Source organism: Methylocystis sp., assembly GCF_051062815.1.
In the GTDB taxonomy this organism is placed as follows: Bacteria; Pseudomonadota; Alphaproteobacteria; order Rhizobiales; family Beijerinckiaceae; genus Methylocystis.
Genome location: NZ_JBPFDU010000048.1, coordinates 12254 through 35399, shown reverse-complemented (window position 1 = coordinate 35399; position 23146 = coordinate 12254). Strand labels below are relative to the sequence as shown.

General features: G+C 63.1%; 27 protein-coding genes and 1 tRNA gene. 13 read left to right on the top strand and 15 right to left on the bottom strand.

What is annotated here, in order from left to right; genetic code table 11:
• The 3 genes from ACR65W_RS07650 to ybgF all read right to left on the bottom strand — a co-directional run.
• On the bottom strand, positions 1-594 hold a 594-nt coding region (locus ACR65W_RS07650), incomplete at its 3' end, for an ATP-dependent metallopeptidase FtsH/Yme1/Tma family protein (RefSeq protein ID WP_434498225.1).
• A gap of 178 nt (positions 595-772) precedes the next feature.
• Positions 773-1807: a tRNA lysidine(34) synthetase TilS gene (gene tilS, locus ACR65W_RS07645; protein WP_434498226.1), complete on the bottom strand. Its 1035-nt coding sequence runs from the start codon at positions 1805-1807 to the stop codon at positions 773-775.
• A 37-nt stretch (positions 1808-1844) separates the two neighbouring features.
• Entirely contained in the window at positions 1845-2834 is a 990-nt protein-coding gene (ybgF, locus tag ACR65W_RS07640; protein ID WP_434498227.1) for a tol-pal system protein YbgF, read from the bottom strand.
• A 135-nt stretch (positions 2835-2969) separates the two neighbouring features.
• Here ybgF and ACR65W_RS07635 point away from each other — a divergent pair, with 135 nt between their 5' ends.
• The 3 genes from ACR65W_RS07635 (at position 2970) to ACR65W_RS07625 (ending at position 6219) form a co-directional block, all read left to right on the top strand.
• Positions 2970-3773: a nuclease gene (locus ACR65W_RS07635; protein ID WP_434498228.1), complete on the top strand. Its 804-nt coding sequence runs from the start codon at positions 2970-2972 to the stop codon at positions 3771-3773.
• Between the two features lie 16 nt (positions 3774-3789).
• On the top strand, positions 3790-5223 hold the full coding sequence (locus ACR65W_RS07630) for a M48 family metalloprotease (protein WP_434498229.1): 1434 nt from the start codon (positions 3790-3792) through the stop codon (positions 5221-5223).
• Between the two features lie 114 nt (positions 5224-5337).
• Positions 5338-6219, top strand: a complete 882-nt coding sequence (locus ACR65W_RS07625; protein WP_434498230.1) for an RNA polymerase factor sigma-32 — start codon at positions 5338-5340, stop codon at positions 6217-6219.
• Between the two features lie 157 nt (positions 6220-6376).
• Here the strand turns inward: ACR65W_RS07625 and ACR65W_RS07620 are convergent, their stop codons facing one another.
• On the bottom strand, positions 6377-7294 hold the full coding sequence (locus tag ACR65W_RS07620; RefSeq protein WP_434498231.1) for a CarD family transcriptional regulator: 918 nt from the start codon (positions 7292-7294) through the stop codon (positions 6377-6379).
• On the opposite strand from ACR65W_RS07620, the gene ACR65W_RS07615 reads away from it, so the two are divergent.
• On the top strand, positions 7275-7886 hold the full coding sequence (locus ACR65W_RS07615) for a hypothetical protein (RefSeq protein WP_434498232.1): 612 nt from the start codon (positions 7275-7277) through the stop codon (positions 7884-7886). The two genes, ACR65W_RS07620 and ACR65W_RS07615, sit on opposite strands and share 20 nt — an antisense overlap.
• Positions 7887-8175: 289 nt before the next feature.
• Here ACR65W_RS07615 and fdxA read toward each other — a convergent pair whose 3' ends face one another.
• A complete protein-coding gene (gene fdxA / locus ACR65W_RS07610) occupies positions 8176-8514 on the bottom strand; it encodes a ferredoxin FdxA (RefSeq protein WP_434498233.1) in 339 nt (112 codons plus the stop codon).
• 121 nt (positions 8515-8635) lie between these two features.
• On the opposite strand from fdxA, the gene ACR65W_RS07605 reads away from it, so the two are divergent.
• Entirely contained in the window at positions 8636-9460 is an 825-nt protein-coding gene (locus tag ACR65W_RS07605) for an RMD1 family protein (RefSeq protein WP_434498234.1), read from the top strand.
• On the opposite strand, the gene miaA is transcribed toward ACR65W_RS07605, so the two are convergent.
• Positions 9423-10364: a tRNA (adenosine(37)-N6)-dimethylallyltransferase MiaA gene (gene miaA, locus ACR65W_RS07600; RefSeq protein WP_434498235.1), complete on the bottom strand. Its 942-nt coding sequence runs from the start codon at positions 10362-10364 to the stop codon at positions 9423-9425. The two genes, ACR65W_RS07605 and miaA, sit on opposite strands and share 38 nt — an antisense overlap.
• Before the next feature lie 27 nt (positions 10365-10391).
• Here miaA and serB point away from each other — a divergent pair, with 27 nt between their 5' ends.
• Positions 10392-11294: a phosphoserine phosphatase SerB gene (gene serB / locus ACR65W_RS07595; protein WP_434498236.1), complete on the top strand. Its 903-nt coding sequence runs from the start codon at positions 10392-10394 to the stop codon at positions 11292-11294.
• A 48-nt stretch (positions 11295-11342) separates the two neighbouring features.
• Here serB and ACR65W_RS07590 read toward each other — a convergent pair whose 3' ends face one another.
• The 3 genes from ACR65W_RS07590 to hflK all read right to left on the bottom strand — a co-directional run bounded on the left by ACR65W_RS07590 (position 11343) and on the right by hflK (position 14956).
• Positions 11343-12830 (bottom strand): Do family serine endopeptidase, encoded by a 1488-nt coding sequence (locus tag ACR65W_RS07590; RefSeq protein WP_434498237.1) that lies wholly within the window; start codon positions 12828-12830, stop codon positions 11343-11345.
• A gap of 63 nt (positions 12831-12893) precedes the next feature.
• Entirely contained in the window at positions 12894-13820 is a 927-nt protein-coding gene (hflC, locus tag ACR65W_RS07585; RefSeq protein WP_434498238.1) for a protease modulator HflC, read from the bottom strand.
• Positions 13817-14956 carry an FtsH protease activity modulator HflK gene (gene hflK / locus ACR65W_RS07580; protein ID WP_434498239.1) on the bottom strand — a complete coding sequence of 380 codons (1140 nt, stop codon included), beginning with the start codon at positions 14954-14956 and terminating at the stop codon, positions 13817-13819. The genes hflC and hflK overlap by 4 nt, the downstream gene beginning before the upstream one ends.
• A 116-nt stretch (positions 14957-15072) precedes the next feature.
• On the opposite strand from hflK, the gene ACR65W_RS07575 reads away from it, so the two are divergent.
• Complete coding sequence (locus ACR65W_RS07575) at positions 15073-15456, top strand: YidH family protein (RefSeq protein ID WP_434498240.1); 384 nt, start codon at positions 15073-15075, stop codon at positions 15454-15456.
• A 118-nt stretch (positions 15457-15574) separates the two neighbouring features.
• On the opposite strand, the gene ACR65W_RS07570 is transcribed toward ACR65W_RS07575, so the two are convergent.
• From ACR65W_RS07570 to ACR65W_RS07555, 4 genes are all read right to left on the bottom strand, one after another.
• Positions 15575-15664, bottom strand: a tRNA-Ser gene (locus ACR65W_RS07570).
• A gap of 189 nt (positions 15665-15853) precedes the next feature.
• Positions 15854-16114, bottom strand: coding sequence for a hypothetical protein (locus ACR65W_RS07565; protein WP_434498241.1), 261 nt, complete (start codon positions 16112-16114; stop codon positions 15854-15856).
• Positions 16115-16158: 44 nt separating this feature from the next.
• Positions 16159-16851 carry an arylesterase gene (locus ACR65W_RS07560; protein WP_434498242.1) on the bottom strand — a complete coding sequence of 231 codons (693 nt, stop codon included), beginning with the start codon at positions 16849-16851 and terminating at the stop codon, positions 16159-16161.
• Positions 16852-17067: 216 nt separating this feature from the next.
• Positions 17068-17424 carry a hypothetical protein gene (locus ACR65W_RS07555; RefSeq protein ID WP_434498243.1) on the bottom strand — a complete coding sequence of 119 codons (357 nt, stop codon included), beginning with the start codon at positions 17422-17424 and terminating at the stop codon, positions 17068-17070.
• Positions 17425-17671: 247 nt separating this feature from the next.
• Between ACR65W_RS07555 and ACR65W_RS07550 the strand changes: the two genes are divergently transcribed.
• Positions 17672-17944 carry a hypothetical protein gene (locus ACR65W_RS07550; RefSeq protein ID WP_434498244.1) on the top strand — a complete coding sequence of 91 codons (273 nt, stop codon included), beginning with the start codon at positions 17672-17674 and terminating at the stop codon, positions 17942-17944.
• Between the two features lie 90 nt (positions 17945-18034).
• On the opposite strand, the gene ACR65W_RS07545 is transcribed toward ACR65W_RS07550, so the two are convergent.
• Positions 18035-18853, bottom strand: coding sequence for a hypothetical protein (locus tag ACR65W_RS07545; RefSeq protein WP_434498245.1), 819 nt, complete (start codon positions 18851-18853; stop codon positions 18035-18037).
• A 437-nt stretch (positions 18854-19290) separates the two neighbouring features.
• On the opposite strand from ACR65W_RS07545, the gene ACR65W_RS07540 reads away from it, so the two are divergent.
• Positions 19291-19413, top strand: coding sequence for a hypothetical protein (locus tag ACR65W_RS07540; RefSeq protein ID WP_434498246.1), 123 nt, complete (start codon positions 19291-19293; stop codon positions 19411-19413).
• A gap of 418 nt (positions 19414-19831) precedes the next feature.
• On the opposite strand, the gene ACR65W_RS07535 is transcribed toward ACR65W_RS07540, so the two are convergent.
• Positions 19832-19957 carry a hypothetical protein gene (locus tag ACR65W_RS07535; RefSeq protein ID WP_434498247.1) on the bottom strand — a complete coding sequence of 42 codons (126 nt, stop codon included), beginning with the start codon at positions 19955-19957 and terminating at the stop codon, positions 19832-19834.
• Between the two features lie 115 nt (positions 19958-20072).
• Between ACR65W_RS07535 and ACR65W_RS07530 the strand changes: the two genes are divergently transcribed.
• The 4 genes from ACR65W_RS07530 (at position 20073) to ACR65W_RS07515 (ending at position 23015) form a co-directional block, all read left to right on the top strand.
• Complete coding sequence (locus ACR65W_RS07530; protein WP_434498248.1) at positions 20073-20411, top strand: hypothetical protein; 339 nt, start codon at positions 20073-20075, stop codon at positions 20409-20411.
• Between the two features lie 66 nt (positions 20412-20477).
• On the top strand, positions 20478-20714 hold the full coding sequence (locus tag ACR65W_RS07525) for a L,D-transpeptidase (protein ID WP_434498249.1): 237 nt from the start codon (positions 20478-20480) through the stop codon (positions 20712-20714).
• A gap of 140 nt (positions 20715-20854) precedes the next feature.
• On the top strand, positions 20855-21115 hold the full coding sequence (locus ACR65W_RS07520) for a hypothetical protein (protein ID WP_434498250.1): 261 nt from the start codon (positions 20855-20857) through the stop codon (positions 21113-21115).
• 598 nt (positions 21116-21713) lie between these two features.
• A complete protein-coding gene (locus tag ACR65W_RS07515; protein ID WP_434502490.1) occupies positions 21714-23015 on the top strand; it encodes a tyrosine-type recombinase/integrase in 1302 nt (433 codons plus the stop codon).
• Positions 23016-23146 lie beyond the last annotated feature (131 nt).

Sequence of the window (23146 nt, the reverse complement as noted above, 5' to 3'; positions counted from 1 at the left end):
GGGCGGTCCAACGAGCAGCACGCCGCGCGGGATGCGCCCGCCGAGCCGCTGGAACTTCTGCGGATCGCGCAGGAATTCGACGATCTCCTGCAGATCCTCCTTGGCTTCGTCGACGCCGGCGACGTCCTCGAAGGTGACGCGGCCTTGCGTCTCCGTCAGCAGTTTCGCTTTCGATTTGCCAAAGCCCATCGCGCGGCCTGCGCCGCCCTGCATCTGCCGCGACAGGAAAATCCAGACCGCGAGGAATGCGACGAGCGGCAGCGCGTTGAGAAGGAGCGTCACCAAGAAGCTGCCGCCTTCATTATTCGGCTTGGCGCTGATCGAGACGTTCTTGGCTTGAAGGCGCGGCACGAGATTGGCGTCGTCCGGCGCATAGGTCGTAAACGGCCGATTGTCGTTGAAGTGCCCAACGACCTCATTGCCCGCGATCGTCACGTCGTGGACGCGGCCCTGATCGATCTGCGTCAGCAGTTCGCTATATGAAATGTCGCGGATCGGCGTGCGCTGGCCAGGCTGCTGAAACAGCATGACAAGCGCAACCACGAGCAACCCGATGATTGCCCAGAGCGCGAGGTTTCTGAAGTGTGGGTTCATGTGGGAAGCCTGTCGGGAGCCGCTCGGTCGGGCTTATCCCCCGAAGCGCTCCGCTCATGCGCTTAATTTAGGCGCACCGGGACGCGTTGCCAAGTCTCGGAAAAGCCCGTGATTCCAGGCGTTGTTGCGTGGGGACTTGGCCGTTTCGGACAAGTTCGTCCCCTACAACGCGAATTCGCTAAGTCGAGCTTAAGCGGCGAGGCGGGGCCGGACGCAGCCGAATCCGTCCGCCGTTCGCGTCAATCGAGACCTCGGCAAGCGTCATTCGGACCGATCTGCGCGCAGTCAGGGCGGCGGCCACGCGCGCGCTGGCGCGCTCCAAGCGTTCGAGGCGAAGCACAGCCGCGGGCGCGATATGCAGGATCGCGCTCGCGAGCACGCGCTGGAGAATTTCCAGCGGCGCCTCGCACAGCGTCGCGGCGTCGAGCTCGACGCATGACGCTTCGTCGCGACGCAGCGCGTGCGCCAGCATTTCGGCGGCGCAATGCGCCAGCGCGGCATCGGCGCGCGCCGCACGCGATCCAAGCCGCAGAAGCGCATCTCGACTGAGCCCCTGCGCGGCGAGCATAGGCGCCAGCCTGCGCAGCCGCACGCGCGCGAAGCTTTCGTCTTCATTGGACGGGTCGCGAAAGAATGGTTGAGCTGCGCGCGCGCAGACCGCCTCGAGCTCCTCTTTGCGAAAGTCGAGCAGGGGCCGTAGCAGCGGGATGTCTTCGTGGCATGCGATGCGCGCCATGCCTGCAAGTCCGGCGACTCCGGAGCCGCGGGTCAAACGAAACAGGATCGTTTCGGCCTGGTCTTCCGAATGATGCGCAAGCGCGATGGCGGATGCGCCGATTCGCCGCGCGCAGGCGGTCAGCAGCGCGTATCGCGCGCGCCGCGCCCGCTCCTGGAGGCGCGTCGAAGGCTTTTCTTCCTCCCACGTCAATAAATGATGGGCGTAGCCTAGTGCGCGCGCCCAGCGGCCGACCTCTTCGGCTTCGGCGCGCGCCTCTTCGCGCAAGCGATGATCGACCGTCGCCACGGCGATGTGATGCGACGCGCGCAAAGACCATTGCGCGCATAGCAGCATCAAGGCGACGGAGTCGGGCCCGCCGGAAACCGCGAGCAGCAAGGAGGGGTAGGGCGCAAGGAGTTCGAGCGCGTTTTCACGACGTCCCTCGATCGAGTCGTCGTCGATTGCGGCAAGGTCTTCCGCCTCCGTGCGCGGCATGCCTAGGCCGGAGGGGCGCCGACCGCCGCGCGGACGGCTAGCATTGAATTTTTTTGCTTTCGCGCTGAGCCGCTTCGCGGATTCGCGTCGCCGCTTTCGGGAATTTGACATTGATCTCGGAATAGGAGGCGCACGCCTGCTCCTTCGCGCCCATTGCGCTCAGCGACTGGCCAAGCCGCAACAGCGCTTCCGGCGCCTGCGTCGAGTCGCCGTATTTCGTCGAGATTTCCAAGTATCGTTCGGCGGCTTCGCGGTGCCGTCCGCGCAAAAAGTAACTTTCGCCGAGGTTGAATGTCGCTGCGGGGGCGAACTTGCTCTTGCCGTTCTTCGACAAAAACGTCGAGAGCGACTTCTCCGCTTCCTCATATTTGCCGGCGCGCAACGCGCCTACCGCCTGGTCATACTGCTCCTTGGGGCCAGCGACCGGCGGCGCGGCGGCGATCTCCGCCGGCGCCGGCTGATCGCCGACAAGGCGGCCGTGGGCGATATCCAGCGGCTGGCCTGCTTCGCGCACAGGGGCCGTCGTCACCGAGCCCGTCGGTCGGGCGGCGCTTTCGAGCGGCGCTGACGGAGTCGTCGTGCCGAGCGGCCGCGGCGCGCCCGGCGCAGTCGGCTGTGTTGTGGGATCAAAGGCGTCGCCGCGCTTGCCGGCGTTGGCGCTCGTCTCGGGCGCCGTCGACGCGACGGCTGGCGGAGCCGTCGGCCCATGCGGCGCAGCCTCCGAGCGCGGCTCGGGCTTTGCGGCGCGGAGCTGCTCTTCCAAAAGCTGCACCCTGTGCTGCAGCTCCTCGTTTTGTCCGGTCAATCGGCGTAGCTCGCGCTCCAGCCGATCGATCCGCATCGCCGCCGCGGCGTCCGACCCCGGTCCCGCCTCAGGACCTTCATAAATATCCGAAGGCGGAACATTGTAGGTCTGAGCATGGCGGAGCTCTCCCTCGGGGCGGGGATCGCCATAGACGTCGAATGCCTGGGCGGCGCCCGCCGTGAGCAAGGGCAGGGCGAAGATGAGGGCGTAGCGTGGGAACATGGTCGCGAAGGCCGAGACTTGCGCTAAAGGCGCCGCTCAATTCGACGCGGCGCGACATCGCCTTACCATAGGCGCCCATTCGGCTAAAATTAGGCGATGCGATCATTGAGTCTCGTTTGGGTTCAAAGAATGGCGATGGCCTCGTTTGTGGCGGCGGCTTGGCCGTCACGCGCCGAGTCGCTTCCGCCGGCCGCGGAAACCGGCGAGTGCTCGCTCGAGGGCGCCGTTCCGGCGACCGTCGCCGCCGTGGATAAGGACTTCGAACTGCTGCTCGATGATGGCCGTCGCGCCGCTCTCGCGGGCCTCGACTTTCCACCGCCGGAAATGGCGGAGCTGCGCGCCGCCATCCGCAGCCGTCTGTCGTCGTGGCTCGCCGGCCGAGACATTTTCCTGGGCGCCTTTGCTTCGACGTTGGACCGCTGGGGCAGGGCGCAGGCGAGAATTTACGCAAGCCCGGCCGAGGGAGGTGCTTCGGCGCCCCTCACGTCCGTGGCGGCCGCGCTGCTCTTGGCGGGCGAGGCGCGCTTTCGTCCGGACCCGGCGGCCGCCGCCTGCGCCAAGGCGTATTTGGCCGCCGAGGCCCCGGCGCGCGAGTCGGGCGTCGGGGTTTGGTCGCGGCCGGAGTTCCGCCCGATCGACGTCTCGGCGCCCGGCGCGGTGGACGATCTGAAGCGGCGCAAGGGAATGATTGTCGTCGTCGGCGCGATCCGCTCGGTCGGCGAGTCGCGGCGCGCCTTCTACCTTAATTTTGGCGACAAGTGGCGCGATAGCTTCACCGTCGTGATTCTGCGGCGCAATTTGGCTATATTCGGGCAAATCGAGCCCCGCTCGCTGGTTGGGCGGCGAGCGCGCGTACGAGGACTTATTGAGACCGGGGCTCGCATCGAAATCGCTACGCCAGCCGAGATCGAATTTGTTGACAGCGTCTCCTCTCGTTAGGCGGACGGCGCTCGCCTTGCTGGCCGTCGTCATCGGCTTGGCGATCGGAGGCTGCGCGGAGCTCGAGCGGCAAGGACAGATCTTTACCGCCCCATTGCCTCCGACGCGGCCGGCTGGGCCGCGAACCGATAATCGCAGCACGGTTCAGCATAAGGAGCTCGTCGCCCAATTCGGCGGCGAATATGTGGCTCCGGGCGCGGAGCATTACCTTGATGGCATTCTCGCCAAGCTGGCGAGCGTCAGCGATACGCCCGGCCAGCCAACCTACAAGGTGACAATTCTCAATACGCCTGTCGTCAACGCCTTCGCGCTGCCCTCCGGCAATCTTTACGTCACGCGCGGACTGCTGGCGCTTGCCGGAGACGCTTCGGAGGCGGCGGCGGTGATGGCGCATGAAATCGCCCATGTCTCGTTGCGCCACAGCGCGCTCCGCGCCGAACGCGAGCGGGAGGCGGCGATCATCTCGCAAGCCGCGGCGGTGATTCAGAATCGCCAGAAAGGCGACGAGGTGCGTTCCAGTCAGCGGCTCTCCGTCGCGAGTTTCTCCCGTCAGCAGGAACTCGACGCCGACGCCGCCGGCGTCCGCGTCATCGCCCGAGCCGGCTTCGACCCGTATGGCGCTTCGCGCTTCCTGACGGCGCTGGGTCGGTCGACGGATTTGCGCGCGGCGCTTTATGGAAAGAAGAAGTCGCTCGACTTCGACATTACGTCGACGCATCCCTCCACCCCCGACCGCATCACACGGGCTGTCGCCGCGGCGCGACAAATCGGAGCGCCCGGGATCGGCGTCGCCGACCGCACCGGCTATCTCGAGGCCATCAAGGGCGTCGCGTTCGGCGACGATCCCATGGAAGGCTACGTTCGCGACCGCAGATTCACCCATCCGCGACTGCGCTTCGCCTTCACCGCGCCTGAGGGCTTTCTTCTGGAAAATTCCAACGAAGCGGTATTCGGGGTGCGCGAAGCCGACAATGAAGCCTTGCGGCTCGACAGCGTGCGCCTGCCGTCGGACGAGAATCTCGAAGCCTATGTCGGCTCCGGTTGGGTCGATGGCCTGCTTCCTTCTTCCGTGCGCAAGATGGACATCAACGGCCTCCCCGCCGTGATCGCCGTCGCTCGGGCGGGAGAGTGGAATTTCCGGCTGGCGGTGATCCGGTCGGGCGATTTTCTCTACCGCCTGATTTTTGCAGCGCGCAAATTGAGCGACGAGGCCGACGCGCTCTTCATGGAGTCGATCAGATCCTTCCGCCGGCTCGGCCCCGATGAAACCACTGACGCGCGGCCGTTGAGGATTGCGGTGGCTGTCGCCGCCCCTGGCGACACGATCGAAACGATGGCCGCGCGGATGGTGGTTCCTAACCGGCCAGTCGAACATTTTATGCTTCTCAACGGGCTGTCCGCCGGCGACGCCCTCACCGCCAGCGAACATTACAAAATCGTAACCGAGTGAAGTCCGGTTTTTGCTCGCTTTGGGAACAACTGCCGCGCCTGACGGTTATCCAAAGCAAGGCAAATCTTGGCGCGCGGAATCCCACCATTAGTGGGGTCGCGTATGGAGGGCGTCATGGCTTATATGCCTGGACTCGGGCGCGAATTGATCAAGGCTGCGGCTGAGGCGCCTTTTTTGGAACGCGGCGAAGAAAAGCAACTTGCCATCGCTTGGCGCGAGCAGGGCGACGCTACAGCGCTTCATAAGCTCGCCGCCGCACATATGCGCCTCGTCATCGCGCTTTCGGCGAAGTTCAGACATTATGGATTGCCGCTCTCGGATCTCGTCCAGGAAGGCCACGTCGGACTCTTGGAGGCCGCAGCGCGGTTCGCGCCGGAGCGAGACGTACGCTTCTCCACCTATGCGACATGGTGGATCAGAGCGTCGATCCAAGATTACGTTTTGCGTAACTGGTCGATCGTGCGGGGTGGAACAAGCTCGTCGCAAAAGGCGCTGTTCTTCAATTTGCGTCGCTTGCGTGCGCGGTTGGCGCGCGAAAATCACGGTAGGAGCTCAGTCGACACCTATCAGACGATCGCGAACGCGATCGGCGTTTCGCGGGCTGACGTGGAGATGATGGATTCGCGTTTATCGGGTTCCGACGTGTCGCTGAACGCGCAGCTCGTCGACGACGATACATCCGGCTCCGCGCAGAGGATGGATTTTCTTGTCGACGAGAAGCCGCTCCCCGACGAGGTCGTCGAAGAGACGCTGGATTCGGATCGGCGCGCGCGTTGGCTCAAGGATGCGCTGGCGATTCTCTCCGAACGCGAGTTGCGCATCGTGCGCGAGCGTCGGCTGGCGGAAAATCTGGTGACGCTTGAGACGCTGGGCGATCGCCTTGGCATTTCCAAGGAGCGGGTGCGGCAGATCGAAAGTCGCGCGCTGATCAAGTTGAGGCGCGCGCTGTCGCGGATGCAAGAGTCGGCGACGCCTGACGAGCCGGCAAGAGTGTAACGAAAAAACCCCGGAAGTCGCTTCCGGGGTTTTTTGTTGCCTGATTAGAGCAGGTTCCGAAAAAGTTGACAGACTTTTTCGATGAGAACCTGCTCCAACAATTTGATTGTGAGCGATTCCTTATCGATCACATGGTTCCATGTGATCGGGAAGCGCTCTAGGCGGCTCGGTCCACGTCAGCCTCATCCCCGCCGTCATCGCCCGCGTCCCCCTCCGCCTTCGGCCCGCGGCGGGGGCCCTTCAGCAGAAAGGATTCGATCAGCTTCAGCGATTCCGAATCGATGAGCTTGCGCACGGCGGCGACTTCACGCGCCATGCGATCCAAGGCGGCCTCGTAAAGCTGGCGCTCAGAATAGGACTGCTCGGGCTGGGTATCGGACCGGTAGAGGTCGCGAACCACCTCGGCGATGGTGATGAGATCGCCCGAGTTGATCTTCGCCTCATATTCTTGAGCGCGGCGCGACCACATGGTGCGCTTGACGCGCGCGCGGCCGCTCAGCGTCTGCAGCGCCCTGTCAACGACGCCCGTATCGGCGAGCTTGCGCATACCGACGCTGACGACTTTGCTCGTGGGCACTTTGAGGGTCATCTTGTCCTTGATGAAGCTCACGACAAAGAGCTCCAGGCTGAAGCCCGCGACTTCTTGCGTCTCGACGCCGACGATCTGCCCGACGCCATGCGCCGGGTAGACGATGTATTCGTGGAGCTTGAAGGCAGGCTTGGCCGACGGCGCCGCAGGTTTTGGCCTGGCGGGAATAGCCGGTCGCACGCCGATGCCGGGCGCCGCCGAGGTCTCCTGAGACGTCGCTGGGGGCGGGGGCGCGACCGTCTCTACAACGGATTTCAGCTCCGCCTCCACTACGGGACGCGCCTTTGCCGCCACAGGCGCGACGGGCGTCGCCGGCTTCTGCTGCTCGATGGGCTTGGCCGCCGGCTGCTTGGCCGCTGCGGTCGGCGTCGCCGCCTGGGCGGGCTTCGCCGCCGCGGTCTTGCTGGAAACGACGGGTTTCGCCGCCGGCGTCCGAGCGCTGGCGCTCACCTTTTCAACTGCGGTTTTGGCCGCTTTCGCGGCCACGGCGCGCTTCGTCGCGCTCTTGCCTGCGACCGCAGTCTTGGCGGTCGGCTTCGCCGCCGGCTTGGCGGCGGAGGCGCGGGCCACGCTGCGAGAACTCGCCGCTGTCCGACGCGTCGCCGTAGCGCGCGCCGGCGCCTTGGCGGTCTTGTCTCTGGCAGTCGATTTCGATTTCGGCGTTGTTGTTTTGGCTGTCATCGTTCTCGCGGGTTTTGCGGAGGTTTTTGCGCTATTCTTCGGGCTCGAAGCGGCCCGCGCGGGCTTTCCCGCCGAGGCGGAGCGGCTGGCCGACTTCTTCGACGCCGATGTTGAACTCTTCGCTGCGGCGGTTTTCGTCGCGCCGCTCTTGGTGGCGCCGCTCTTGGCGGCTCGCTTGGCGAGCGTCTTGGAGCGAGCGGCCGAGCCCTTGGCGCGCGCTGCTGCGGTGGAGGCAGTCGCAGGCGACTTTTTCTCGGTTTTGTTGGAGGGCATACGCGGGCTACTCCTATGCTGTCCCGCTGTGGAGACGGGACCATCGCTGCCTGACGAATCGCGCACGCCGCCGGCGAAAAAGCCGCTGCGGCGCCGCGAAGGCGGCTCGTGGAAACCTTGCTAGCGCCGCATACTCAATAGCCGGCCAACAGGCCGGCCCTCGAGAAAGAGAGGCTTTCGAATTCGTCGCGAGACGGTGACTGGCGCCGGATCGCCCTTCGACAAGGCGTGCATTTAGTGTGTGATTTATAACACGCCCAAGCGTGAAAATCAAAGGCATATGCGCGCGAGCGGCGCCCGCGCTTAGGCCGCGAACTACGCTAACTGATTATGGCTTCTGACGTTTCAGATAAATTAAGGATGTGGAAACTCATCATCTGCAAGTTAGGCGCCAAACCGGCGCCTAACGCCGTTCAGTCTCCCTCGCCGGCCTCCGGCGAAAAGAATTGCTCGAATTTTCCGGGCTTGCCGTCCCATTCCTTGGCGTCAGAGGGCGGCTCCCGCTTGATGGTGATGTTGGGCCAGTTCTGCGCCATCTCGGCGTTAAGTTGCAGCCACTGTTCGAGATTCTCTTCCGTATCGGGCTTGATGGCGTTGGCCGGGCACTCGGGTTCGCAGACGCCGCAGTCGATGCATTCGTCCGGATGGATCACCAGCATATTCGCGCCTTCGTAGAAACAGTCCACCGGACACACTTCAACGCAGTCCATATACTTGCACTTGATGCAGTTTTCCGTGACGACATAAGTCATAAGGGTGATCTCTCCCGCGACCTTGCCGCTTGCTAGCTTTTTTGCCAGCGTCACGCAAGGCGAGCAGAACGAGTGCGCGCGTCAGAGATATAATCGCGCGTGCAACCCACAAGGTCAGCAAATGGTCGAAACGATAAATTCGCCCGCGACGACCGCGATCAGCCGGCAGGCGCTGACGGCGCGCGCGCTGCTGCTTGGCGAGCGGATTGACACCGACGGGCTCGAACGGGCGGATCTCGTTTCTACGGCGCCGCTCGCCTTCCACGCCGGGCAGAGCGGATTTGCCGTGCTCTACCGCTTCGGGGTCGCCGTTCTCTTCGGCCTTTCGCCGCTGGAGGAGGATGAGATCGTCAAAAAGATCGGCCTTCGGGTTGCAGGCGCTTCGCGGGGCGACGACGAGACCTTGATCATCGAAGCGACGCCGGACGGCGAGGAGAAGGCGCTGCCGGACGGTCGCCTGGCGGCAAAGGACCTTTCCGAAGCGCGGTTGCTGGTGATCGCCGACGTCTTGGCGAAAAGCGTCGCCCTGGCGCGCGACGAGCGCCGCGTCAACGCCGTCTTCGATACGATTGAGCCCTTCGCCGCCGAGCTTGCGGCGAGGGGAAGCCCGCCATGGAAGCGCAAATCCATGTTGGAGCTCATCGGCCAGACTCTGCTCGTCCGGCATCGCGTTTCAGGGCGCGTCGCCGTCGATGACAAGCCGGATGTGCTCTGGGATCGGCCGGACCTCGAAAGGCTCTATGCGCGACTGGAGGACGAGTATGACCTCACGCCGCGGGCGCGCACGCTCAACGCCAAGATCGACGTGATCGGCGAGACGGCGCGCGCGCTGACGGATCTCATCGACGCGGCGCGTTCGGTTCGGCTGGAATGGACAATCATCATATTGATCGCCATGGAGATCATCCTCACTCTGTTCCAGATGTGGGTCGCGCGCATGAGCTGAGCGCGTCTTCGACGTCGCGCAGCGGCGTTTCGCCTGCAATCCATTTGAAGCTCGGGAGCTGGTGTCGCGCGAAGGTGAACTGACGCTTGGCGTAACGGCGCGTATCGAGCTGGCTGCGCAAAATCGCTTCCGCAAGCGTCAGTCGTCCATCGAGATAAGCGATGAGATGGGGCACGCCATGCGCGCGCATCGCCGGCAGCGACGGATCGAGCCCGCGCGCCTTGAGCGCCGCGACCTCGTCGAGCGCGCCCGCTTGCGTCATCCACTCGAAGCGCGCGTCGATGCGCGCGTAAAGCGTCTCCCGCTCGGGCGCCAGGAAAAAGGCCGCGCATTCTGACGCCTTCAGAATCGGCGGGCTGCGCGGACCTTGAAAGGAAACGAGCGGCTTGCCTGTCGCCTCCAGGACTTCCAACGCGCGCAACAGCCGCTGCGGATCGGTTTCGCGCAGAACTGCGGCCGTTGCCGGGTCGCGCGCGGCAAGTTCGGCGTGAAGCTGCTGCGGGGTCTTGTCCTGCGCCCAGGCGCGCATCGTTTCCCGCACGTCGCCGGGAACGGCGGGAATGTCTGAAAGCCCGTAAAGCGCGGCCCGGAAATACATTCCCGTGCCGCCGACGAGAATCGGCGTCAGTTCGCGCGCATCGAGGTCGCGCAGAACGCGCGCGAGATCCTCGAGCCAGCGTCCGACGGAATAGTTGGTCGCCGCATCGACGTGCCCAAAGAGAAGATGCGGCGCGGCGGCTTCCTCCTCGATCGTCGGGCGCGCGGTGACGGTCCGCAGGTCGCGATAGACCTGCATTGAATCGGCGTTGACGACCGCGCCGCGCCGACGGCGCGCGAGCGCGAGCGCGAGCGCGGACTTGCCCGAAGCGGTTGGACCTGCAATGAGAATGGCGCGTGCGCGCATGGCGCTATTGCCGCTGAAACGGTGGAGATGTCAAAGCCCATCGGTTACGTCGCGACCTTCGTCGCCGGACGGGGCGCGGCGCTCAACGAACGCGCAGTATCTGGCGCGCTCTACGACGCTGGATTGATCGACGCAGGGCGTGACTGGCTCGCGCCCGATCATGCCGTTGACGCTTTCCTGTCTGGGGCGGGGCATGACCTTGCCGACTTGCGCGCGCGGCTGCAGGTGGCGGTCGCGGACGATCCGATCGACGTCATCGTTCAGCCGACGACGGGCCGGCGCAAGAAACTGCTGGTCGCCGACATGGATTCGACCATGATCGGGCAGGAGTGCGTCGACGAGCTCGCTGACCTTGTCGGCTTGCGCGAGCATGTCGCGGCGATCACCGAGCGCGCGATGCGCGGCGAGGTCGCGTTCGAGGGCGCCTTGCGCGAGCGGGTCGCGCTGCTTGCGGGCGTGACCCTGGCGCAGATCGAGACGCTGCTGACGCGCATCACTCTGACGCCCGGCGCGCGACAGCTTGTGCGCACCATGCGCGCGCATGGCGCCCATACGGCGCTCGTGTCGGGCGGCTTCACGCAATTCACAGAGCCCGTCGCCGAACGCATCGGCTTTGATGAGACGCGCGCCAATCATCTCGAAATTGCTGACGGCGCGCTGACGGGCGCGGTCGTCGCGCCGATCCTGGGAAGCGAAGCCAAGCGCGCTGCGCTTGTCGAATTGCGCGAGGCGCGAGGCCTGTCGCGAGACTCGACGTTGGCGATCGGGGACGGCGCCAATGATCTCGAGATGCTGCGCGAGGCGGGTCTGGGCGTCGCCTTTCACGCCAAGCCGAAAGTGGCGCAGGCGGCTGATGCGCGCGTCGACCATGCCGATCTCACCGCTGCGCTCTACGCGCAGGGGTATAGGCGCGAGGAGTTTGTCGAATGACAGCCTCCCTCCTTGTCCCTCTCCCGCCGCAGGCGGAAGAGGGTTTAATCACTCCACCGGCAATGCGACGAAATGCGCGTCGCCCTGGCCGTTCGCGACGATCAGCAGCGCAGTCTTCTTGCCCGCGCCTTTCAGAGTCTTGATTTTCTTGAGCACATCCGCCGGGTCGCTCACCGCTTCTTGATTGACCTCAAGCAGCACCTCGCCCACCTGCAGGCGTTTCTCGGCCGCCTCCGACCGTGGATCGACGGCGGTGATGACAACGCCGCCCTTAACGGTGTCCTTGATCTGATAGCGCGTCCTCAACGCATCCGACAGACGCGACAGTTCCAGCCCCAGCACGCTCTGCGAGGAGCCGTCGCCGCCGCTTTCGGACTTCTCCTTGTCGCCGCCGCCCTTCGAAGCGACCTTCTCCCCGTCCTCAAGTCGGCCGAGCTTGACGGTCTTGGTCTGCTCCTTGCCGCTGCGCACGACGACGAGGTCGACATCCTTGCCGACCGGGGTCGCCGCAACGAGCTTGGGCAAATCGCGCGACTCCTTGATCGGCTTGCCGTCGAATTTGACGATCACGTCGCCGACCTTCAGCCCCGCCGGCTTGGACGGGCCCTTGTCGTCGACGCCGGCGACGAGCGCGCCGCGCGTCGCGCCGAGGTTGAGCGTTTCAGCGATGGCGTCGTCGATATTCTGGATGCGGACCCCGAGCCAGCCGCGGCGGGTCTCGCCGAATGCTTGCAGCTGTTCAATGACGGGCTCCACGGTATTCGCCGGCGTCGCGAAACCGATGCCGACCGAGCCGCCCGATGGCGACAGGATCGCGGTGTTGATGCCGATGACTTCGCCGTCCATGTTGAACAGCGGTCCGCCGGAGTTCCCCTTGTTGATGGAAGCGTCGGTCTGAATGTAGTTGTCGTATGGCCCGCTATCGATGTTGCGGTTGCGCGCCGAAACGATGCCGGCCGTCACCGAGCCGCCGAGTCCGAACGGGTTGCCGACGGCGAGCACCCAGTCGCCCACCTTCGCCTTGTCGCTGTCGCCGAATTTGACCGCTTTCAGCGGCTTTTCCGGCTTCACCTTCAGAACCGCGACGTCCACTTTCTGGTCCTTGCCCAGGACTTCCGCCTTGAGCTTCTGGCCGTCGTTGAGGATCACCGTCACCTCATTGGCGTCGGCGATGACATGGTTGTTGGTGATCACAATGCCCGAGGGATCGATCACGAAACCGGAGCCGAGCGAACTCGATCTGCGCTGACGCGGCATTTCCGGCATTCCCTGGCCACGCCGTCGGAAGAACTCCTCAAAGAGATCGTCGAAGGGCGCGCCCGGTCCGACTCCAGGCGGCAGGTTGGGGCCGTCGTTACGGGAGCTGCGTTTCGCATCCACCGTGGTGGCGGAAATGTTGACCACGGCGTCCGAGACCTGAGTGGAGAGTTCCGAAAGCGAATCGGGACCTTTCGCCTGCGCCGGAGCGACGACGAGGTAGAGTACGGGCGCGGTCGCGAGGATCGTTCTCGCGGCGCGACGAAGTGCGGACGTCATGCGTTATGTCTCCTGTCGAGGGACAAGTATGCCCGGGCGCGGCTCAACGCACGCGCTTGCGGGTCATTTTTTTGGGTTTCGCTCCGGTTCCGATTGGTCCGCGCTCGGCGCGGCGCTCGCCTCCGGAGCTGAGAAAAAACGGAAGAATTCCGAACGCGGACTGATCAGGAAACGCGTCTCCCCCGGCTTGAAAGCGCTCTCATAGGCTTGCATCGACCGATAGAAAGCGAAGAAGTCGGGGTCCCGGCCAAAAGCTTCGGCGAAGATGCGGTTGCGTTCGGCGTCGCCTTCGCCCTTCATCTGGTCGGCTTTCTGTTGCGCTTCGGCTTTCAGCACAACGACGTCGCGATCGGCCTTGGCGGTGATTTTTTGCGCCTGCTCCGAACCTTGGGCGCGATATTCGGCTGCCTCGCGCTGGCGCTCGGTCTGCATGCGCCCGAAAACCTTTTCGGAGATCTGCTGTGGGAGATCGACGCGGCGAATGCGCGCGTCGACGACCTGCACGCCGAATTTTCGCGCCTCGCGGTCCGCCTGCTCCTTGATCTTCACCATCAGCCCGGCGCGCTCGTCTCGCACGATCTGCTGCTGGTTGGCTTCGCTCAGCACGCGTCGGACGGCGGAGTTCAACACCGAACCAAGCTGATTGTTCGCGCCCATGACGCTGTTAACGGTCTGATAGAACCGCAACGCGTCGACGATGCGATAGCGGATGAAGCTGTCGACCTCGAGCCGCTGGTTGTCGGCGGCGAGAACTTCCAGATTCGGGCTCTCAACGTCGAGAATGCGGTTGTCGAAGGTGACGACATTCTCGACAAGCGGAAACTTGAAGTGGAGGCCAGGCTCGGTGATGAGTCCTCGCCCGGCCACAGGTTCGCCAAACCGCAGCACCACCGCCTGTTCGGTTTGCGAAACGGTGAAGAGGGCGCCGCCGACAGCGATGACGCCGATAAGCAGCGCGACGGCGAGCGCGAAGAGAAGGCCAGACCTCATTTGCGGCCTCCTTGGAAGGGCGTAAAGGCGGGCAGGGGCACGAAGGGCGTCACGCCGCCGCCGGCTTTCGACGGGTCGTCGAGAATGACTTTCTCTGAGCCGCCCAGCACGCGCTCCATGGTTTCGATATAGAGACGCTGTCGCGTAATCGTGGGCGCGTTTTTATATTGAGCGTAAATCTGCTCAAAACGCGACGCTTGGCCGCGCGCCTCCGCGACGATCTGTTCGCGGTAGGCCTCGGCCTCCTGCAGAATGCGGGCGGCGCCGCCGCGCGCTTCCGGAACAACTCGGTTGGCGTAAGCTTCGGCCTCATTGCCGAGACGCTGCAGATCCTGCTGGGCGGCGGTCACGTCGCGAAAAGCCGCGATCACCTGCTGCGGCGGATCGACCGACAGCAAGAGCACCTGCAGCACGAGCACCCCGGCGTGATAGTCGTCGAGCACCTTCTGCATCAACGCCTGACTGGCGGGCTCGATCAACTTGCGATCGGCGGTCAGAATCTTTTGAATTCGCGTCTGGCCGATGATCTCGCGCATGGCGCTTTCAGCCACGGCCTTCACGGTTCCCGCCTGATTGGCGACGTTGAAGGCGTAGTCTTCCGGCTTCGCCGGATCAATTTGCCAGATGACGCGGAACTTGACGTCGGCGATGTTCTCATCGCTGGTCAGCATCAGGCTTTCTTCAGGCGCTTCCGGCCCTCGAGGCGCGGAGACCGACCCCCGGCGACGCCCATCCGAGACGACGTTCGACTCTTCGCGGAAACCGACGTCGGTGATGTTACGGTCGGTAACCGCAAGCTTGACAACGGATCCGATCGGACCCGGAAGATTGTAGTTCAGGCCCGCTTGGGTCTTTCCCATATATTTGCCGAAGATCAGGTTGAGGCCGATCTCGTTGGGTCCGACGGTGTAAAGCCCGGAGAGCAACCAGGCGAGCACGGCGACCAGCACGAGTATCGCGAGCCCGCGTCCGCCGAATCCGCTCGGCAGAATCTGTTTCAGGCCTTCCTGGCTGCGGCGCAGCATCTCCTCGAGGTCCGGCGGCTGCCCGCCGGAGCCCTGTCCCCAGGGACCTCCCGGCTGGCCCCAGGGATTGTTATTTTGATTGCGCGGCCCGCCTTGATCGCTCCAGGGCATGTCGTCTCGCATTTAGAGGAATGGGCGGCGCTCCCGCCGCGTTTGGCAATGTTATAGGCATTCGCCGCCGCTGCGGCAATGACGCGGGGCGCGGCGCTCGCGCGGAGGAGAGGGGCATGATTCGCGATTACACCAATATCGCGGCCAATGAGCGGACCTTCCTCGCCTGGGTTCGGACAGGCATTGCGGTCATCGCTCTCGGCTTCGTCATCGAGCGATTCAATCTCTTCCTGTTGACCATCGCCGGCGCGGTGACCGTCGACGCCGAGCGACTGCACATCCATCGTTTGGAACATCCGGCGGGCCGTTACGGCGGCGCGGCGCTCATCGGCGCAGGCGTCATGCTGATCGTGATTTCGACGATCCGCTTCATCCATACCGCGCGGTTGCTCGCGCGCGACGAGCCCTATACGGCGCGCGCGACGAGCGTCAGCCTGTATTTCCTCGCCGTGCTGCTGCTCACCATCGCCGCGTTCAGCGCCTATCTCGCGATCGTGTGAGCTTCACCGATGTAGCGGCGGAGAGGGAAGCGCTCGTTCGTCCGCGGTGCGACGCGAGCGCAAATTGACGCCCGCTGGCGTCCGTCGATGGGCAGGGGCGGAAGAACGGCATCTGGACTGGCGGAGACGGTGGGATTCGAACCCACGATAGGGTTTCCCCTATAACGATTTAGCAAACCGTCGCCTTCAGCCTCTCGGCCACGTCTCCATGCGCCCGCATAATAAGGCGGCGCGCGAAAGACATATGCCAAAGGCCCGGCGCGATGGCAAGAGAACGCCTTTGGCGGCGCTACGCCGAGCCCTGAGGCCAAAATCCGAGGCGCCCCGGCACATCACAAGCCCGAGCGCGGGATCTTCGCCAGAGCGCGGCCGGCGTCGACGGGCGATCTGCGTCGCCTCAATGAATTTGCTCGACAGCCGCGGCCATGTCGGGGACCAAACGCACGCGATAGCGGGCGTTCGAGCAGGTCAGCAGCCAGACCGGCTCGTCCGGTCTGGAAGCACGAGGGTCGCGCTTTGCGGCTTGCGGCGCGTCGCAGGGGTATCCCTGGCTTCGAATATGCGCCGCGACAATGTCCGCGGCCGTGGCTTGCGCCGACGCCGGGGAAACAAACGCGGGCGTAAAGGGCAGAAGAACCGCCAGCCGAAGTATCCGCATCGCCGCCTCCATCGTCCAGGCGCATGGCTGGCGCCCTTTCGGGGCTATCGCCGCGATAATAGCGGAGCGCCGCGACGTGAGGGCGTCGGCGAGGCGACGCGGATCCTGCGCAGATTCGCCTCGATCAGCGGCGCGATGCCGGCCACCATTACCGCGGTGCCAAGCGCATTCGGGTGCTCGTTGTCGCTCTGCATGAGCGCCGGGTGGCCGTAGACTCCGGCCAGCATGAAAGTATAGAGCGGGACGCGATTGCTGTGCGCGAGAGTCGGATAGATGTTGTTGAACCCGACGATATAGTTTGGTCCGTTCTTTGGCAGCGAGAGCATGCCGGCAAGGATCACGCGCGCGCCGCGCGCCTTGCAGATGCGGATGATCGCGTCGAGATAGCGGTAGGTGACGCGCGGATCGGTACGGTCCAGCATGTCGTTGGCGCCGAACTCGACAAGGACGAGATCTGGATTGTATTGCAGCGCCTGGTTAATGCGCGCGTAGCCGTCGGCGCTGGTGTCGCCGGGGTTGGAGCCGTTCCACACGACAACGTTATAGCCGTCGGCGAGCAGCCGGTGTTTGAGCTGAGCCGGAAATCCTTGCGCCTCGGGAAGGTCGAAGCCAGATGTAAGGCTATCGCCGAAAATCAGCACATTGATCGGTTGCGCCAAGGCTGGCGCAGCGAGAGAGGCGAGAAGGAGCGCGAGTGCGGCGACTTTCGCCAATGAAGTGAACAGAGTTTTTGACATGCCTCATCCCCAAACGCGCCGCCCATCATCAGCTAGGGCGACGTGACGCCTGAGCCAGTTTAGCGCCCGAAGGAAAGCGTCACGTTAAGACAACTCGGCAAAATGAGTTGAATAGACGCGCCGCCGCCTTCATTTTCCCGCTTGCATCACTGCGCCGCGTCCACTCCCGTTGCAAGCGAAGGGAAAGCAGCGCCGGCGCGAAGGAACAGCGCCCGATCACCCGGCTTCAAAACATCGCGCATGCGCGCCGGTCCTCAGGTCTCTCAATTGAGCGGTCACCGGAGAACTGTTCTTGAGCTGGAGGCTGACGACGTTGTTATAGAATCCGAAACGGTAGTCAGTCTTCATGGGATATGACTGACCCGCCGCGACATAGAAGCAATAAGAACTGTATTGTGGATTAGCTCTCAAAGATATCGAGCAATGTATCGAGTAGTTCAGTGGCGCGCATTTGAGCGCGACGTCTTTCGTGGGAAGCATGAAATTATTGGCGCTCATTGCCCCTGCGGCGGCGGTCTCCCAGGTCAAACTCAAGGCTGCGCACATCGCCGCCAACACGGATAGTTTTTGCATGTGAAACCTCGCAGCAGATGCGCCTAAGACCGCATATAGGGCAGCGTTCATGGTCTTCCTTCACGTCATCGGAATCGCCGCGCGCGCTCCAGAGCTGGATCCTGCTCCCGGCCGATATTCGGACAAGGCGCCGCTGTGATCGCGCCAGCGAAATTATTGGCGAAGATCTCTCCAGCCTGCCGCCTTCTATGCTAACATTCAATACGGCGCGCCTCGCGCCGGGCGAAACGAGCCCGAGGAGGCGACGATGAACAATCGAATATGCTCTTGCGTCCCGCCGCCGGTCGGATGGAGCGTCAACCGGCAAACCCATCCCGCAATCGCCCAGGCGATCTTTGCTCTGTGCAATGACGAGCGAACGCCGGAAGCGATTTGGGAAGCGCCTACGCCAGAAGAGTGGCGGCAGATTTCCGAGCTCGTCGTGGAATATGTCGCTGACGGCGATTTCGCCGTCGACAACGGCAAATTCGCCTGGGGACCGTTCGAAACGCTTCGCCTCTTGCCGGCGCGTCGCAACTGATTGCGATCGCATCGAAGGCTCACACGTATCCTGGCGCGCGTGCGTTCACTCTGCCCGCCCGCGCTTCTCGGAGCTACGAGCGCCGATCGCTCAGTAGCGAGGAAACATCGGCGGTCCGAAGGGACCGGGCTCAAAGCCGTAGAGTTCTCGCGCGAATTGGCGCTGACGCGGCGCCGCGGCGCGCGACTGTCCACGCGCGTGCCCCAGAATTTCTCCGCTCTCCGTGACGACGACCCAACGGCCGCCGCGTTCCTGAATGGCCATCACTCGACCAACGCCCGGCACGACTTCGCCGGGCTCGACTCCGATCATGCCCCTGTCCGATTCAATAAGAGCGGCGCCGTGATAAACGTCGCGCACCCTGTAGCCGCTAACGACTTTCGGAGCCGGCGCGATCGTCTGGACGGGCGTCATGTCGACTTTGGCGTTTTCCTTTCCGGCGGCGCGCGCGACTTTGGGCTGCCCCTTTTCGGGCAAACGCGTCACGGGCGCAGCTTTCGCGGCGACTGCAGCAGCTTGGTTTTCGACAGCGGGCGGAGGGGGGCTGGCGGGCTGTGCGCGAACACTGTCGGCCTGTTGTCGTTTCTCCACGGCGTCCAATTTCGTGCGCAACTCCTGCACTTCATTTTGAAGGGCGGCGATTCGACGATTCGACGCTTCGTCCAATACCGGGATCGCGACCTGCTGGGGCGCCGGCGCCTCAGCCTTTTGAACTGTCGCGTCCTTGGAACGGTCGGGCGCATAAAAATGCGTGGCCGCAAGTCCGGCAAGTCCGATCAACGCGGCGATCAGACCATAGCGGACCGGCCGATTGCCGCGGCGGTCGATGACGATCTCCACCGGCAGTTTTGCTGGCGGGCCGTGTCTTTTCGGCTGTGGCGACTCCGGCGGAATGATGAGGTCGTGCATGCGTATAATCCCACCTTCGGAACAGGGCGGAGATTTTGTACATGCGCCTGAATCGCGGCGAAATGGCGTCGATTCTCGCGCCCCGCCGCGCCTTATGCGGAGGCAGTCCGGGCATCGGATGAGAGCGCCGCCCGGCGTGAATCGCTCAAGGACTATTTAAAGCGATAGGGAGCAGGAGGCCTATTGAGCGGCGGGGGGCCCGGCGAGGCCGTCATCACCGTAAAGAGTCGCTCAAAGAAGCAATTCGAATCATAGGGCTCCACGCCTCTATTGCATTCAGGCTGGGGAATATAGAGCGGAGGCTGCAGGTGATCGGAGAGGGCGATGCAGACAGGGTCTATGTACGGTTTTCCGACGTTGTCCGTGACGATCGGATGCCCGCATTGATCCAAAGGCGGCGCCGTCTCTGCGCCCGCCGGGATTGGCGGAGGAACCGCATGCTTCTGCTTCGCCTCGGCAGCGCTGGAGAGCGCGACGGCCAAAATCGCAATGGCAAGGGCGCCTCTGTTGAATCCAGCGCATACGCTTCGACGCTGATTGCGGCGGCGGCGTATCGCTGAGCCCGCGAGACGAGTGGTTTTCAACGAGATCCTCACGATGTTCCTCTCGAAATTCCGTGTCGGTCAGTGCGGCGTCGCCGTTCTTGGTCCCATCCAGCCTTATAGCCGATAGCCTCCTAGCCGACACCTTCGTCGAAATCACGTCGGCGTGCAGATCCGGCGAGGGCAGCTCCCGGCGGTTTGAGGAAGTGGAGTGCGGAGCGCGCGTCTTCGGTTTCGTCTAACCCCTTATCAATTAGGTATTTTCCACAGGTGGAGCACTGCCGCGCCAGAGGCTAGGAAGAACCGTTGATCTGAATATTGCGGCAATCACAACAGTTGCAGTGGGCTGCGGCTTGGTCTCATTGATCGGACCGAATTTCGCGGCGTATGTCTAGGGCGAGACGCTGGCCGTCTCGCCCTTCTTTTTTGCAGCGCTTTACAGGAGCCTGCGTCGCTCGAACGAGCCGACCAGCGCGTCTAACCGATCGCCCCCCATGCTGTGGATCAGCGTGGGATCGGCGTCGCCCATCCCGGATCTGTTGACCTCGACGAGACGATCCATTCCTGTCGCGCATCGACTTGGCCTCGACAAAGACGTTTTGAGCGCCAAATATAAGGCGACGATCCAGCTTCTCGCGAGGGGCGTCGCAATTGTTTAAAGGCGAGCGGAGGCAGACATGCGAATTACATTGAAGTCGATCGTCACGGGCGTCCTGTGCAGCGGCTTGGTCGCGACGACCTTGGGAGCCAACGCTTGGGCAGGCCCGATCAACGTAGCGCGCTCCGAGGGCATGGAAGCACCATCTTTAACCGATCAAATCTACTATCGGCGCAACTATCGGGGCGGCTATTATCGGCGTGGATATAATCCGGGCGCGGCAGCGGCTGCAGCCGCCGCCGTGGGCGTCCTCGGGGCCGCCGCGGCGGCAGGCGCTTACGCACAACAACCGTATTATTATGGTTATCCAGCCTATGGCGACCCAGCTTACGGATATCCCGACGGCTACGGATGGTAATAGCGGCGGTTCACCATTTGAGCGGCGGCGGTTTATGTTGACCGCCGCCGCCAACGCTCAGGTCAAATGGGGTTCGTTCGGGGGCTGTCGAGTTTCCAGCTTTTCGGCGGCAATCTCTTTCTGTCACCCAGTGCACAACCTCTGACAACAGCTTCGCCGCTCGGCTACCGCATTCACGGCGCGACCGAACCCGAAACGATCGGCGTAAATGTCTCGTCCGAATGCGACCGCATGATCAGTCAGGATATCGCGCATTTGTATACGCGTGCATCAATCGGGACAGGCGTTATCGTCCTCGCGTGATCGCTGTCGCCAATTTGCGCGAACGATCCAGTAGTCGACGACACGTAGGCGCGCCTGCAGGTCGAACGCGCGGCCCGCCGATTGCGGATTGCACCGCCAGTTGAGCCAATCCCGAGTAAAAGTACTCTTCCGATAATCCGATGTTGCAGTCTCTCTGGCGCTTCTCCTTCTCGCCACGCGGACCATTTACGTCCGTGTGGAGACATTTCATGCTCGATCTCGCCTATTTGACGTTGCTCGACTTTCTCTCTCGATCGCCGCCTCTGGAGGGCGGAAGAGATGAGTCCTGTAAGCCGCGGTTCGTGCCAATCATAGGCGAGGGCAAAGACGGTCGCGAGGAAGCGGCGCCACCCGAAGCCGACATTGCCGACGAATGTCCCGAGAAATCCTCGCGCGCCTAGCTCAACGCTCAACACTGCGCGTGTGAAGCCGATGACTGTCAGTCGTCGGGGGCTCGCTGTGTCAACGTTGCTTCTGACGAAATTGTAGAGCTCAGGGCGTCATCAAAATTGCGGCGCGGCCCGTACCACAACTGGCGCGGCAGGGGGAGGAGCGCCGGACGGCGATTAGCCGCCATACTCCGGTGACGATGGGCGCAGCGCAGTTGCCGCGCCTGCGCGCATCGGCCGGCGCCACGCGGTCTGTCGTGCGGCGAGGCGAATCGTCTTGGCGCAGGTTGGGCTGCGTTATTTCCGCCAGCGTCTGGCAGGGAAGGCATAGCGCCGACGTGCGCTTGTATTCGGGGTCCGCTCCGAGTCCGCGATCACGGCTATTTTGTCAAAGTTTGCATAATTTTTGTTTTACTGGTGCCGGTTGCAGGATTCGAACCCGCGACCTACTGATTACAAATTAGATGGTCGCCTATTTTCAATGGTTTATGGCGTTTACTCATTATCACTAACTGATTGATATCAATACACTCATTGACTATCGCGTCAACTCGCGCTTACTCTCGCCAACGAAATGGTGCTTATTCGGTGCTTATTCGGGGAGGGCGGCATGGCCGACGCTGGCAACAAGATCAAGATCACAAAAACGTCAGTCGACGCGCTCGCGCCGCGCGAAAAGCCGTGGATCGCCTGGGACACGGACCTAACCGGCTTCGGCGTGCGCGTGCAGCCTTCAGGCGTGAAGTCCTATGTCGTGCAGTTCTACGTCGGCGGTGGAGGGCGCAACGCCGACGAACCCCGCCGCACGATCGGGAAGACGGCGACGTTGACGGCCGTTCAGGCTCGTAAGGCTGCGGCCGACCTACTCGCGAAGGTCCGTCTCGGGGCAGATCCAGTAGCGGAGCAAAGGGCCGCGCAGGCGATTCCGAGCTTCGCCGAGATCGCCGACGAATGGCTCGCGGCACACGTTAAGGCGAAGCGTAAGGGGCGGACGGCCAAGGAATACGAGCGAATTTTAAAGACCGTCCTCGCGCCCGCCTTTGGCAAAACTCGCTTCACTGATCTGCGCCATGTCGATGCGGCCCGCCTGCATGAGGGTATGGCTGAGACGCCAGCTTTAGCGAACCGGGCGCTCGCCATCGTCTCGTCAATTTGGGGTTGGGCAGCGCGACGCAAGATCGTCTCGGCGATCGACAATCCCGCCAAGGGGATCGAGCGCTATCCCGAGCATGGACGCGAGCGCTTCCTGTCATCTGCCGAGTTTGCCCGCCTTGGCGACGCGCTCCATGAAGCTGAGACTGTCGGATTGGTCTATGACGTTGACGATGACAAGCCGAAGGCGAAACATGCGCCAAAGGCCGACAATCGACGAACCATTGTCGATCCGTTCGCCATTGCAGCAATCCGTCTTTTGATTCTGACGGGCGCGCGATTGCAGGAAATCGTCGCGGCCAAATGGAGTTATGTCGACGTAGAGCGCGGGATTCTGTTTCTTCCTACATCGAAGACGGGTCGAAAGCCGGTCTATTTAAGCGCCGCCGCCCTACAAGTGCTCGCCGACATGCCGCGCGTCGACGGCAATGAATACGTCATCGCCGGGTCAAAGACTGGCCGGCCGCGCACAGACCTAAAACGCCCCTGGGCGGCGATCACGAAAGCGGCCGCCCTCGATGGCTTGCGTCTTCACGATCTTCGTCACTCCTTTGCTTCGCTTGGAGCCGGCGGCGGGCTTGGCCTTCCTATCGTCGGCAAACTGCTCGGTCATTCGCAGCCGGCGACGACGCAGCGTTACGCGCATTTGGACGCAGACCCATTGCGCCGCGCCGTTGATGCAATTGGCGATCGCATTGACGGGATGATGGGAAGGCGAAGCGCCGACGTGGTGCCGATTCGCCGCCAGGGCGGGAAGTGAGTCTGGCGACCCACTGTTTCGTGCTTATTTCATTGATTGCGCAATATAGTAGTATGCAATTCGCAATCATCAAACATCATTGATATGTAAGTAAGCACGAAACAGTAGATCAAAACATTAAATTTCAAGCA